This window comes from Streptomyces sp. NPDC005820 (assembly GCF_040630255.1).
Lineage (GTDB): Bacteria > Actinomycetota > Actinomycetes > Streptomycetales > Streptomycetaceae > Streptomyces.
Genome location: NZ_JBEXXE010000015.1, coordinates 136807 through 149259 on the forward strand (window position 1 = coordinate 136807; position 12453 = coordinate 149259).

Genomic DNA, 12453 nt, shown 5'->3' on the forward strand with positions numbered 1-12453 from the left:
CGCTTGCTCCCGTGGCGGACAACGACATCCTGGACACCTCGGACAGCGACTCCTCGGAGGCTCCCCAGTCGCGCCCGCAGTCGCTCATGCTCGCCTTCTTCGGCAACCACGTGCTGGAGGAGGGCGAGCTGTGCGTGTACTCGGGCAGCATCATCGACGTCCTCGGCCGGGTCGGGGTGGGCGAGCAGGCCGTACGGTCCACCCTGACCCGTATGGTCAACCGGGGGCTGCTCCGACGGCAGCGGGAGGGCCGCCGGATGTACTTCGGCCTGACCCCGCACGCGACGCGCATCCTGCATGACGGCCGCACCCGCATCTGGCGGCAGGGCGCCGTCAACGACGACTGGGACGGCTCCTGGACCCTGCTGGGCTTCTCCCTCCCGGATTCCTGGAAGCGCCAGCGCCACGATCTGCGCTCCCGGCTGGCCTGGTCCGGGTTCGGCGCGCTGTACAGCGGGCTGTGGATCGCCCCGGGCGACGTCGACGTGTCCGCCGTCGTCGGCGAGCTGGGGCTCGCGGACCACGTCAAGATCTTCCACGCCCGGGCCGACCAGGCCACCGACATCGAGCTGATGATCCGTGACACCTGGGACCTGGAGGGCATCGCCGCCCGGTACGTCACCTTCGACAAGCGCTGGACCGCGCACCTGGGCGCCGGCTCCGGGGAGGATCCGATCGGCACCCGGCTGCGGCTGGTCAGCGAATGGCTGTGGACCATCCGCACGGACCCCCGGCTGCCCGCCCGCCATCTGCCGCCCGCGTGGCCGGCCCGCGCCGCCCGGGAGACCTTCCGCCAGGTGGCCGAGCAGACCGAGGCACCGGCCCTGCGCAGGGCGCGCGAGCTGCTGGAGACCGCTCCCCTGCGCTGAGAGCCGGTAGGGAGGCGGCCCTCCCTACTCCCGGGCCGGGATGGCGTCGAGACCGGTCTCGCGCAGGATGCGGTCGACGGTCTCGGTCAGGGTGCTCGCGGCGTCGATGACGGTCTCGACACCGCCGGGCAGCAGGTCCAGCTCCCGGTACCAGTCGCGCAGCTCGGCCTCGCCGACCTCGTGGGCGATCGGCTTGGTCGCGTGCCGGGCGAGGGTCTCCTCCATCGGCACATGGAGGTAGTAGGCGTGGGTGGGGCCGCGGTGGTCGGTGCGCAGCCGCGCGAGCATGTCGCCATAGCGGTCGGCGTACAGGATGCCCTCGAGGACGACGTGGTAGCCGGCGTCGAGGGAGTAGCGGGCGACGGTGTCGATGAGGCCGATGTTCGCCGCGCCCGGCCGGTCCCGTTCCCGCAGGACGATCCGGCGGAGGTGGTCCTGGCCGACCAGCGCGAGCCCCCGTCCGAAGCGGTCGCGCAGACCGGCCGCGACCGAGGACTTTCCGGAGGCCGAGTTCCCGCGCAGGACGACGAGCCGGGTCTGCGCGGTGCCCACCATCACCCTCGCCACCTTACCGGCGATGGGGCCGCCGTCCGCCGCGCGCACCCCTGCGGAAAGCGTGAACTGGTGTACGCAGAAGGGACGTTGGGACGTATGTTGTGCGGTGACCGACCCTTGAACCGACCGGAGGACGGACGCTCCTCATGACCGAGCACAGGGCGACGCCCGGAGCGGCGGCGCACGAGCAGATCGACACGTCGGTGCCCCACTCGGCCCGCATCTGGAACTACTGGCTGGGCGGGAAGGACAACTACCCCGTCGACAAGGAGGCGGGTGACGCGTACACGGCCGTCTTCCCCGGCATCGTGACCATCGCCCGCAGCAGCCGCGCCTTCCTGAAGCGCACCATCACCCATCTTGTCGCCGAGGCGGGCATCCGGCAGTTCCTGGACGTCGGGACCGGTCTGCCGACCGCCGAGAACACCCACCAGGTCGCGCAGCGGATCGCGCCCGAGACCCGGATCGTCTACGTCGACAACGATCCGATGGTGCTGGCGCACGCCCGTACCCTGCTGTACTCCTCGCCGGAAGGGGCGACCGCCTACGTCGACGCCGATGTGCTCGACCCGGAGCGGATCCTGGCGGCCGCCGCCGAGACACTGGACCTCTCCCGGCCGACCGCCCTGATCCTCAGCAACATCCTGGGCCATGTCGCCGACCACGACGAGGCCCGCTCGGTCGTCGACCGGCTGATGGGCGCTCTGCCGTCCGGCAGCCATCTCTCCGTCAACGACGGTTCGCTGGGCATCGATCCGGTCTTCGAGCGGGCCCAGAACGCCTATAACGAGAGCGGGGCCGTCCCGTACAACCTGCGGACGCCCGAGCAGATCACCTCCTTCTTCGACGGTCTGGAGCTGCTGGAGCCGGGTGTCGTCCCGGTCCCGCTGTGGCGTCCCGAGGCCGGCTCCCCGGAGCCGCAGGTCATCGGCGAGCACGGCGGGCTGGCCCGCAAGCCGTGAGGTGAGAGGCCGCCCGGGCGGTCCTCAGTTCCCCGTGCCGAGGAAGTCGGCGACCAGGACGGCGAACTCGTCCGGGGTGGCGAGGCGGATGCCGAGGGTCTCGGCCTTGGTCCGCTTGGAGCCGGCGCCCTCTCCCGCGACGACCAGCGAGGTCCTCTTGGAGACGCCGGAGGAGACGCGGCCCCCGGCCCGTTCGACCAGTTCGTTCATCTCGTTGCGGCTGAGCTTCTCCAGCGGGCCGGTCATCGCGCCCGTGACCACCACCGCCATGCCCGCGAGCGGACCGGCCGCGGCCGGCTGCGCGGCCGGGGCGGCGGCGTCGCCCTCCGGGCCGGTGTCGGTGTCGGTGTCCGCGGCGGACGGCGGTGTGGCGCCGGGCTCGGTCATGTTGACGCCGGCCGCGGCGAGCTTGTCGATGAGCGGGCCGAGTTCGGCGAGTTCCGCGACGATCGACGGGGCCTTCTCGGTGCCGATGCCCTCGACCCGCTGGACCGCCTCGGCGTCGGCGGCGCGCAGGGCGTCCATCGTGGCGAAGTACCGGGCGATACGGCGGGACATGGAGCGGCCGGTGCCGCGCACGCCGAGGGCGCACAGGACCCGGGACAGCGGGCGGTCCTTGGCTCTGCCGAGCGCGGTGAGGAGGTTGTCGGTGCTGGTCTCCCCCATCCGCTCCAGGCCGAGGAGCTGGTCGCGGGTGAGGGTGAACAGATCGGCGAGGTCGGCGACCAGGCCCGCCTCGACGAGCTGAACCACGCGTGTGTGGCCGAGGCCCTCGATGTCGAGCTGGTCGCGCCCCGCGGCGTAGGAGAGGGAGGCGACGAGGTGGCAGTTGCGGCCGTTCTCGCAGCGCCAGCGCTGCTCGCTGGTGTCGATGCCGGCGCCGCAGCGGGGGCAGGACTCGGGGAAGGCGATGGGCTGTTCGTCGCCGGTGCGCAGATGGGCGACGGGGGCCTCGATGCGGGGGATGACGTCACCGGCCCGGTGGACCATGACGTGGTCGCCGAGGCGGAGGTCGCGGCGGGTGATGTCGGCCGGGTTGTGGAGGGTGGCGTAGGTGATGGTGGAGCCGTCGATCTCGACGGGTTCGAGGACGCCGCGCGGGGCGATGACACCGGTGCGGCCGACGTTCCACTCGACCGCGAGCAGGCGGGTGATCTTCTCGACGGCGGGGAGCTTGTAGGCGATCGCCCAGCGCGGGGCGCGGGAGCCGGAGCCGGCGGTGCGCTGGTCGGCGGCCAGGTCGGCCTTGACGACGATCCCGTCGATCCCGAACGGCAGCTCGGCCCGCAGCGCGGCGATCTCCTGGACGCGGGCCAGCACCTCGTCGGCGTCGGCGGCCGTGGTGCCGGGGACGGCGGTGGTGGCGGTGGTGTTCACGCCGTAGGAACCGGTGAGGGTCATCAGGTCACTGTGCGCGCCGTCGGCGAGGGACGCGGCGAGGGCCGGTTCCGTGGCGGGCAGGGGCAGCAGGCCGTAGCCGAAGAACGTCATCGGCACGGTGTAGGCGCGGTCCTTCGCGCGCAGGGTGCCCGCGGCGGCGTTGCGGGGGTTGGCGAAGGGCTGTCCGCCGTGTGCCGTGCGCACCTCGTTGGCGTGCTCGAACTGGGCGGTGGTCATGAGGACTTCGCCGCGCACCTCGACGGTGACGGGTGCGGTGAGCCGGTCCGGGAGGCCCTCTATGGTGCCGATCGCGTGCGAGACGTCCTCCCCGGCCGTCCCGTCGCCCCGGGTGATCAGCCGGGTCAGACGGCCCTCGGTGTAGCGGGCGGCGATCGCGAGGCCGTCGAGCTTGGGCTCCACACTGAACCTGGTGACGTCATGGCCGACGCGCCGGGCCAGTGAGGCGGTCCAGGCGGTGAACTCCTGCGGGGAGAACACGTTGTCCAGGCTGAGCATCGCCACCGTGTGCGGCACATCGCCCTCGGCCGCGCCGCCGGCGACCTTTCCGGCCGGCGAGTCGGTCAGCGTCTCCTCGGGGTGCTCGGCCTCCCACTCGGCGATGGAGCGCACCAGCCGGTCGTAGGCGTCGTCGTCCAGCGCCGACGTACCGCCCGCGTAGTAGGCGGCGGCCGCCCGCACCGCGTCCCGCACGGCACGCGCGTAGGCCTCGGCGTCCACAATCACTGCAACTGCACCAGGTGTCGTCATGCCCTTCATCCTGCCTGCCACCACTGACAATGCCCCTCGGTGCAGCGAGGGGGCGGCGTGCGGCCGGGATCCGGGTCAGGCCGCGCGTGCCCGGCGGCGGGCCGCGAGCACCGGGACGGTGGCCGGCACGGGCGGGGACTGGGGCGGGGCCTGGAGGCGAGGGGGCGCCGCCTGGGGTCGTACGGCACGTACCCGGTAGGTCGTGCGGCTCCGGTCGGCGACGGGCTCGCCCAGGGTTATCCGGCCCGTGGCGCGCAGCTGGTCGCACTCGGCGGTCGGCAGGGCCACATAGCAACCGCCCTTGCCGGTGGCGGAGTCCAGCGGCCGCCAATAGCTGTACCGATGCCGCCCGTTCGCCTGCACGGTCACGAAGACGGGATGGCTCGCATCACTGACGATCCGCAGTACGTCCGCCTCGGCCCGGGTGAGCGGGGCGTTGCGGCGAGGGGCGTCGGACAGGCGCGGAGCGTCGGCGGGCGGCATGGGCGGTGACCTCTTTCAGGGACAACGGCTGTACACCGTCTACCCCGTTGGAGCGAAGTTGATCTCTGTTCCGCGCATTCTTCAACAGGACAGTGACATTACCGTTGCGCTGTCACGGGAAGGCTTTCCCGGATGCGGCGCTTTGTCCACACTGGGGGTATGACGCAGGGCGGAACATGGTCGTTGGACGAGGCCTGGGCCTCGGCCCGGGTGGACGCGCGGACCCTCGACTCCTCGGTGCGGGGCACCGACTCCTGGATCGCTCCGGTCGCCGGGGAACTGCTGCGGGCCGTCGCGCGGGAGAGCGCGCTGAGGCGGTGGTATCCGTCGTTCAGCCACAACTCGCTGCGGCTCGCGGAGGGACCGCCGCCCTGGATGCCCGGCGGGCGCGACGACGTGCGGGATGTCCCGGGGTTCGTCTCCTTCGCCTGGGACCGGACCGACGCCGTCGCCGTCGCCGTCTTCCGGGTCTGGAGCGGACGCCCCTTCCTGAAACCGGATCCCGTGCTGGTGCTGGCCACTCCCGTCGTGGCCGACGCCGTACGGGCGCTCGTCGGTCTGCTGACGGACGAACCGGATCAGCAGCGGGGGTAGAACAGGGCCGGATCCGTGGCCGGGAAGGTCGACGGGTCCGCCTGGCCGGTGTCGTCGACGGTGAACTCCCGGGTGTCGGGGCCGAGTCCGCGACCGGGCTCCCCCAGCCGCGCCTCCCAGGCGTACACGCCGTCGCCCGTGTAGGTGTACGCCGAGAGGTCGGGGTAGCGGTCGTGGTTGAAGTCGGCGACCTCGATGTCCTTGGTGGGGCCGAGGTCCAGCTGACGGATCCTGCGGGCGCGGCCGGTGTTCGAGAAGGGGCCGAAGCGCAGTTCGGCGACTTTCGGGGGGATCGGGTCGTCGCCGAGCTGGTTCTCGCCGGCGACGACGACCAGATCGCTCCAGCCGTCCCGGTCGAAGTCGGCCACGGCGGCCCGGACGTAGTTCTGGTGGGTCCCCGCGTGATCGGCGAGGGCGCGCCGCCCGGCCCTGTTCTCGTACGGCGTGCCGAACCCGAAGGCGACGGTCAGGCCGGCACCCTGTCTCGTCGGGTCGGCGACCCGGTCGGGGCGGCCGTCGTCGTTGAGGTCCGCGATCAGTTCGCCCGAGTCCGTCACACAGGCGGTGACGGAGGACGGCCCGTCCGGGGGCGGGGGCGGCGGACCCAGGACGTCCTCGCAGCCGGTGAAGAACAGCAGACCGGCGGCGACGAAGACGGCCGGGGTGAACCTGCCCATGTGTCTCGTCCGGTGTGGATGATCGGGCGCCGTGGCGAACATGGCGCCCCACTATCGCACACGGGTGCGATAGTGGGGCGGACCCCTTTCCGATCGGCGGCGGGAGTGCAACCGTCGTGGCCGAAAACGTGTCTCAGCAGCCGTGGCCCGACGGATCCCGGGGCCGGAAAGGCGCGGGCGCGCCTAGGAAGGGGGGTGGCGATGAGCACATGGGCCGTACCGGGGTACTCCGAGTCGCTGGAACTCGGTTCCGGAGCCGGTGGACGGGTGGTGCTCGCCCTGCACGAGCCGACCGGTGTGCCGGTGGCCGTGAAGTACCTCAGCGAGTCGCTGCGCACTCGCCCCGGTTTCCTGCGCGGTTTCCGCGCCGAGGCGGAACTGCTCGGCGGTCTGCACAGCCCGTACGTGGCCGGTTTCTACGAGTACGTGGAGGCCACCGAGGGCGCCGCCATCGTGATGGAGCTGGTGGACGGCGTGTCCCTGCGGACGCTGCTCGCCCGGCAGGGCCCCCTGTCGCCGGAGTCGGCGCTGGCCGTCCTGAAGGGATCGCTGCTCGGTCTGGCCGACGCGCACCGGGCCGGTGTGGTGCACCGCGACTACAAGCCGGCGAACGTCCTGGTCACCCCGGAGGGCGCGTCCAAGCTCGTCGACTTCGGGATCGCGGTGGACTCCGGTCTCAGCGCGGGCGTCGCGGGCACGCCGGCCTACATGGCGCCGGAGCAGTGGACCGGCGCACCGGCCTCCCCCGCCGGAGACGTGTACGCGGCCACGGCCACGTTCTTCGAGTGCCTGACCGGCCGCAAGCCCTACCCCGGCCAGAACATGGCCGAGCTGGCGGTGCAGCACGCCGAGGACCCCGTCCCGGCGGCGGAGGTGCCCGAGGCCGTACGCGCCCTGGTCCGCCGTGGACTGGCCAAGTCGGCGGCGGAACGCCCCTCGGACGCGGCGGCCTTCGTGGCGGACCTGGAGCGGGCCGCCGTGGGGCAGTACGGCGAGGAGTGGGAGGAACGCGGGCGGGGCCGGCTGGCCGCCCTCGTGGCGTCGCTGCTCTTCCTGCTGCCCTCGGGCCGTACCCAGTCCGGTACGAGCACCACCACCGACGAGGCACGCACCGTGCTCGGCCGGGACGCCTCCGGCGGACGGCTGCGCCCGTGGCGTCCCACCGTGCCGGGCGCGGCCGTGGCGACGGCCGCCGTGCTCGTGGCGCTGCTCCTGGGCCAGGGGGTGGGCCAGGGCGCGGGCGCGCACTCCCGGCAGGAGACGCAGGCGTCGGCCACGACCAGCCCCACCCCGCCGGCCGACACCGGTCCGCCGCCGTCGGCCACGGCCTCGGCCTCGGCCTCACCGTCGGCGACCGAGTCCTCCGCACTGCCCAGCGCCTCGCCGTCGGACTCGGCCGGTGCCGGGCCCGCCTCGCCTTCGGCGGTCGCCACCGACCCGGCGGCCTCACCGGACGCGTCCTCGACCGCGCCCACCCCGAGCGATCCGGCGAGCCCGTCGGCCGACCCGTCCCCGTCCTCGTCCCCGTCCGTCTCCACCGCCGTCAAAGACGTCACGGTGTCCGCCTTCCGGCAGACGGGCCCCACCACGGCGACCACCACGATCACGGTCACCGCCGACGGCACGGGCCCGATCACCGTCACCCTGGCCTGGTTCACGGGCAACGTGGCCGGACAGGCGGGGACGGCGGACGGCACCGAGTCGTACCGGCGCAGTGGTGCCCGGCAGTACTCGCTGACGGTCGAGCACACCTTCCGGGGAACCGGCTGCTACTGGACCGTGCAGGCCTCCACCAGCCCCGCCTCCGCGGACGGCGGCGCCTCCCAGCAACTCCTGACCCGGGGGTGCGAACTCCGATGACCACCCCTCGCGAGAACCACGACGGAGACGACTACAGCGCCACCGCACTGGACAGCTTCTGGGTCGAACGCGGCGACGACGGCACGACGGTGGTCCATGCGCGCTCCGACGACGGTACGGCGGTGCTGAACCCCGGGTCGGACGAGCGTACGGCGATGCTGGACCCCGCGTCCGACGAGCGTACGGCGATGCTGGACCCCGCGTCCGACGAGCGTACGGCGGTGATGGCGGACCGCGCCGACGAAGGCGACGCCGTTCCGCGTGGGCGGGTCGACGGAACCGTGTTGCGGTTCGGGCCCGGCGTCACCGCGAGGCCGGGCGTGACCGCGGGGTCGGTGTCCGGGGTGCACACGGTGACCGTGCCCGCCGCGCCCCCGGCCCGTCGGCACCGCCGTCTGCGCCGGCACGCGCTGCCCGCGCTCGTGCTGGTCGCCGCCGTACTGTTCCTGCTGTGGCGGCAGTACGACACCCCCGGCCTCTCGGTACGGGGCGTGTCGGCGGCGGCCGCCCGGGGCAGCACCGGCTGCGACACGACGGCGGACGTCGTCGGGGTCGTCCGTACCGACGGCCACGCGGGTCGGCTGTCCTACCGCTGGATCCGCAACGACGGCACCCGGTCCGACGTCCTGCACGCCACGGTCGCCGAGGGGCGCCGGGAGGTGCGGGTGCATCTGCTGTGGACCTTCCAGGGGCAGGGACACTACGCGGCGACGGCGGAGCTGCGTGTGCTGTCCCCGGCCGGCCGGACGGCGCGGGCCGCCTTCACCTACGACTGTCCGTAGCGCTTCGCCCGCGGCCGCCGGCCCGGGCGGCGGCCGCGTAGTGGCGGGCCAGGGCGTGGAAGGCCTGCTTGGGTTCCCAGTGCCAGTCGGAGCGGGGGTCGCCGGGGCGGTCCTGGACGGTCCGGGTGATGGCGTAGCTCGCCATGTCGAGATCGTGGCGGGGATCGCCGGCGCGGTGCGGGGTGTCCGGGGTGACGAACTCGAAGGCCATCGCCGCGTACAGGCCCATGGACTCGAAGACCCGTAGCAGCGAGGTGAGGTACTCGGCCTGGGTGCGCTCGCTGCGCACGAGGTCGCCCTTGATCTCCGGCGGTCGCCTGTCGTGGTCGATCACGTCCCAGCCCATGCCGCCGGCCTCGGGGGCGCCGCGGTAGGTGCAGGTGCCGAACTCGGTGATGGCCAGGGGCTTGCCCGGGCGCAGGTGGCGGCGGAGTTCGCGCACATGGTCGGCGGGGCGCGGGTGGGCGGAGTAGTAGTCGATGCCGACCACGTCGAACAGGGACCAGTCGACGTGGTCGTCCTGCGCGGCGGCGTATCCGAGGCGTCCGTCGAAGACCGAGCGGGCGGTGCGGGCGGCGCGGGCCGTGAAGGCGTCGAGCCTGCGCCGGGTGGCCACGGGGTCGTAGGCGCCGTCGATGAGGTTGCGCACCCGTTCGAGCACGGTGTCGCCGGGGACGATGCCGGGCACGAACAGCTGGAACTCGCAGCCGACGCTCAGGTCGACGCTCGCCCCCTGGCGGCGCAGGTGCCGGGCGAACCGGCCGGTCTCGGCGAGGTGTTCGAGGATGTCGCGTTGCGGGATGTCGGCCGGGGTGGGCTGCAGCCACACGTGCAGTCCGCGTTCGGCGGCCTCGCAGGCGGTGGCCTCGAGGCGTTCCACACCGTCGCCGGTGACGTCGACCGTGTCGGCGTGCAGGTCTCGTCGGACGGCGTGGAGGTCGGCGCGCATCCGGTGGGCGTTCCAGGCGGTCGCCGGGGTCTCGCCCTCGCCCACCGTGTAGACGACGCCCCGGTGCCGCAGGCCGCGGCGCGCTCCGGTGGCGCGGGCGGCTCCCGCCGGTCCGACTGCGGCCGCCACGCCGGCCGCCGCGGCCCCGCCCAGGAAGCGGGCCCGGCTGATCCCTTCGGTGTTCTCCATGCCTCCACGGTGTCGGGGCGAGGAGGCGCGCGCAGTCGGCCGATGGTCGGCGCCGCTGCGACGAAGGTGGGTGCTCCGGCGACCGCGGGACGACGGAGGGCGCGGTTCCGGTGCCGGAAGTCGGCGTCCGCCCTATCCGGACATCTCGCCGGCCCAGCGAGCCACGACCGGGACGCAGGTCTCGGCGAAGTGCTCGTAGTCCTCGGGCGTGTTGTAGACGTGGGCGGACAGCCGGAGGTAGCCGAGGCCTTCGAAGCTGGTGAACGCGGCCTCGACGCCGAGTTCGGCGGGCGCCCGGTCGCGGAGTGCGTCGGCCGAGATCCGGCTCGCTCCCAGGCCGCCGGGCAGCCGGACGAGGCGCATACCGGGGACCGGCATGCCCACGTCGACCGGCTCGGACGGGGTCCCGGTGCGGGCGAAGGCGTCCGCGACCACCCGGGCGCCGTACTCCGCCAGTTCGTCCATGGCGCGGCGGGCCGTGTCCCAGCCCCAGGTGTCCTCGACGAACCGCAGCGCCGTGGGCGCGGCGAGGGCGCCGGTGGCGTCGAGCGTGCCCTGGTGGTCGAAGCGGTCGGGGAAGGGCGCGGTCGCGCCCCAGGAGTCGATCAGCGGGTGGAGGTCGTCCCGCAGCGGGCCGCGGGCGACGAGCACGGCCGAACCGCGCGGTGCGCAGCCCCATTTGTGCAGGTTGCCGACCCAGGCGTCGCAGTCCAGGCCGGCCAGCGGCGCGGCGAGGAGGCCGGGGGCGTGCGCGCCGTCGACGAGCAGGGTGATGCCGCGCCGTGCCGCCTCGGCCGCGACGCGCTCCACGGGCATCAGGCGGGCCGTGGCGGAGGTGATCTGGTCGAGGACGATGAGCGCGACCCGATCGTCCACCTCGGCCAGCACGGCGTCGTACGCCTGGTCGGCGTCCGCGGCGAGCGGTACCCGCGCGGTGCGCACCCGGCCGCCCCAGCGGCGGGCGAGCCGGTCGGCGCCCATGGTGACGGCGCCGTAGCCGTGGTCGGTGACCACGATGTCCCCGCCGGGCCGGTCGGCGAGCGCGGCGTAGACGGTGCTGGCGCCGGCGCTGGCGTTCGGGACGAGCGCCAGGTCCTTGGGGTCGGTGCGCAGCCAGTCGGCGATCTCCGCCCTGGCCGCCGCGAGCCGGGCGGGCAGCGTCGGGAACCAGACCACGGGGGCCCGCTCCATCTCGGCGCGCAGCGCGCTCTGCCGGTCCTGCGCCACGCCCGGGACCGCGCCGAACGATCCGTGGTTGAGGTGGCGCAGGCCGGGGTCGAGGGTCCAGCCCGCCTGCGCGGGCCGGCCGTCGGACAGCGTGAGCGGACGGGGTGCGGTGGTCACTTCGTCCTCGCCGTCAGGAGAAGAAGCCCCTCGGTGCGGGCAGGCCGGGGCTGAGCGAGGGGCCGCCCGCCATGACGCGGTCGAGGTCGCGCTTGATGCGTTCGGCCTCGCCGCGCACCTGGGCGGGGATGTCACCGCGTTCACTGATGAGGCGGTGGTAGATCGGCGTGTCGTCGAAGACGGAGAACACGGGCGGGCTCTGCTTTCGTGGACGGTCGGACGGGCCGACGCGGTGGAACGGCTTCGGACACGGCACCGATCCGGCGGGCGAATCGGCGCTGCCGTGACGTCGCCTGACGGCCCGCAGCGAAACCGGTGTCGACGACATCATCGCATTGTCCCCGGTTCGGCCCAGTGCCATGACCATGGATGGCCGCCTCTGACAAATCGGAGGCTATGACTCCGTTTCATGGTGCAGCGATGCTGTAACCATGCGCTAAGCTAAGGCCAGAGCTGAAGAGCGGAACTTCCGTTCCTCGGTGATGCGTTGGTGGTCCAAGGAAAGACGCCCCGCTTCCTGCGGGGAAATGCAGGTGCAAGGCCTGCCCGGCGCTCGGATACGGACCCCGCACCCCTACTGTGGTGCGGGGTCCGCGTGTTACCGGGTTCAGATCTCGAGTTCGGATTCCAGCGCCCTGAGCCGGTGGCGGGCGAGGGCGAGGTTGCTGCGGCCCCGGTCCAGCGCGAGGTACAGGAAGAGCCCGCCGCGCGCCCGGGCCAGCGGCCTGATCAGGTGGTACTGCTGGCCGAGGGTGATCAGGATGTCCTCGATCTCCTCCTGCATGCCGAGCGACTTCAGCGTGCGCTGCTTGGCCCGGACGACCTCGGTGTTGCCGGCCGCCGCCAGCTCCAGGTCCAGCTGGGGCCCACCGCCCAGCACACCGAGCGACATCCCGCTCTCGTAGTCGACGAGGGCCACCCCCAGGGCACCCTCGATGCTCATCGCTTCCTTGAGCGTGCTCTCAATGTTCACGCTGGTGCCTCATTTCCGTACAGACCGACCGGGGTTGATCGTTTACAACGACTACCAGTGTTATTTCT

The 12453-nt window shown here is 73.0% G+C and carries 13 protein-coding genes; 5 read left to right on the plus strand and 8 right to left on the minus strand.

Annotated elements, in window-relative coordinates; genetic code table 11:
• Positions 1-11: 11 nt before the first annotated feature.
• The gene (locus tag ABZ464_RS20225) at positions 12-869 is read left to right on the plus strand and encodes a PaaX family transcriptional regulator C-terminal domain-containing protein (RefSeq protein ID WP_359278817.1); all 858 of its coding nucleotides are present in this window, start codon (positions 12-14) and stop codon (positions 867-869) included.
• A 24-nt stretch (positions 870-893) separates the two neighbouring features.
• Here ABZ464_RS20225 and ABZ464_RS20230 read toward each other — a convergent pair whose 3' ends face one another.
• On the minus strand, positions 894-1424 hold the full coding sequence (locus ABZ464_RS20230) for an AAA family ATPase (RefSeq protein WP_359278819.1): 531 nt from the start codon (positions 1422-1424) through the stop codon (positions 894-896).
• Between the two features lie 146 nt (positions 1425-1570).
• On the opposite strand from ABZ464_RS20230, the gene ABZ464_RS20235 reads away from it, so the two are divergent.
• Positions 1571-2386 carry an SAM-dependent methyltransferase gene (locus tag ABZ464_RS20235; protein ID WP_359278821.1) on the plus strand — a complete coding sequence of 272 codons (816 nt, stop codon included), beginning with the start codon at positions 1571-1573 and terminating at the stop codon, positions 2384-2386.
• 24 nt (positions 2387-2410) lie between these two features.
• On the opposite strand, the gene ligA is transcribed toward ABZ464_RS20235, so the two are convergent.
• Together ligA and ABZ464_RS20245 are read right to left on the minus strand one after the other, a co-directional pair.
• On the minus strand, positions 2411-4543 hold the full coding sequence (gene ligA, locus ABZ464_RS20240; protein WP_359279007.1) for an NAD-dependent DNA ligase LigA: 2133 nt from the start codon (positions 4541-4543) through the stop codon (positions 2411-2413).
• A gap of 66 nt (positions 4544-4609) precedes the next feature.
• Positions 4610-5017 carry a hypothetical protein gene (locus tag ABZ464_RS20245; protein ID WP_359278822.1) on the minus strand — a complete coding sequence of 136 codons (408 nt, stop codon included), beginning with the start codon at positions 5015-5017 and terminating at the stop codon, positions 4610-4612.
• Between the two features lie 159 nt (positions 5018-5176).
• On the opposite strand from ABZ464_RS20245, the gene ABZ464_RS20250 reads away from it, so the two are divergent.
• Entirely contained in the window at positions 5177-5611 is a 435-nt protein-coding gene (locus tag ABZ464_RS20250) for a hypothetical protein (RefSeq protein ID WP_359278824.1), read from the plus strand.
• Here ABZ464_RS20250 and ABZ464_RS20255 read toward each other — a convergent pair.
• Positions 5596-6288 (minus strand): VCBS repeat-containing protein, encoded by a 693-nt coding sequence (locus tag ABZ464_RS20255; protein WP_359278826.1) that lies wholly within the window; start codon positions 6286-6288, stop codon positions 5596-5598. The genes ABZ464_RS20250 and ABZ464_RS20255 overlap by 16 nt on opposite strands.
• Before the next feature lie 201 nt (positions 6289-6489).
• On the opposite strand from ABZ464_RS20255, the gene ABZ464_RS20260 reads away from it, so the two are divergent.
• Positions 6490-8148: a serine/threonine-protein kinase gene (locus ABZ464_RS20260; RefSeq protein ID WP_359278828.1), complete on the plus strand. Its 1659-nt coding sequence runs from the start codon at positions 6490-6492 to the stop codon at positions 8146-8148.
• A complete protein-coding gene (locus ABZ464_RS20265) occupies positions 8145-8930 on the plus strand; it encodes a hypothetical protein (RefSeq protein ID WP_359278830.1) in 786 nt (261 codons plus the stop codon). Before ABZ464_RS20260 ends, ABZ464_RS20265 begins: the two co-directional genes overlap by 4 nt.
• Here ABZ464_RS20265 and ABZ464_RS20270 read toward each other — a convergent pair.
• The 4 genes from ABZ464_RS20270 to ABZ464_RS20285 form a co-directional block, all read right to left on the minus strand.
• Positions 8911-10068, minus strand: a complete 1158-nt coding sequence (locus ABZ464_RS20270; protein ID WP_359278832.1) for an abortive phage infection protein — start codon at positions 10066-10068, stop codon at positions 8911-8913. The two genes, ABZ464_RS20265 and ABZ464_RS20270, sit on opposite strands and share 20 nt — an antisense overlap.
• Positions 10069-10200: 132 nt before the next feature.
• Positions 10201-11412 carry an aminotransferase class V-fold PLP-dependent enzyme gene (locus tag ABZ464_RS20275; RefSeq protein WP_359278834.1) on the minus strand — a complete coding sequence of 404 codons (1212 nt, stop codon included), beginning with the start codon at positions 11410-11412 and terminating at the stop codon, positions 10201-10203.
• Positions 11413-11425: 13 nt separating this feature from the next.
• Positions 11426-11602 (minus strand): hypothetical protein, encoded by a 177-nt coding sequence (locus ABZ464_RS20280; protein ID WP_359278836.1) that lies wholly within the window; start codon positions 11600-11602, stop codon positions 11426-11428.
• A gap of 417 nt (positions 11603-12019) precedes the next feature.
• Positions 12020-12385 carry a hypothetical protein gene (locus ABZ464_RS20285; protein WP_359278838.1) on the minus strand — a complete coding sequence of 122 codons (366 nt, stop codon included), beginning with the start codon at positions 12383-12385 and terminating at the stop codon, positions 12020-12022.
• Positions 12386-12453 lie beyond the last annotated feature (68 nt).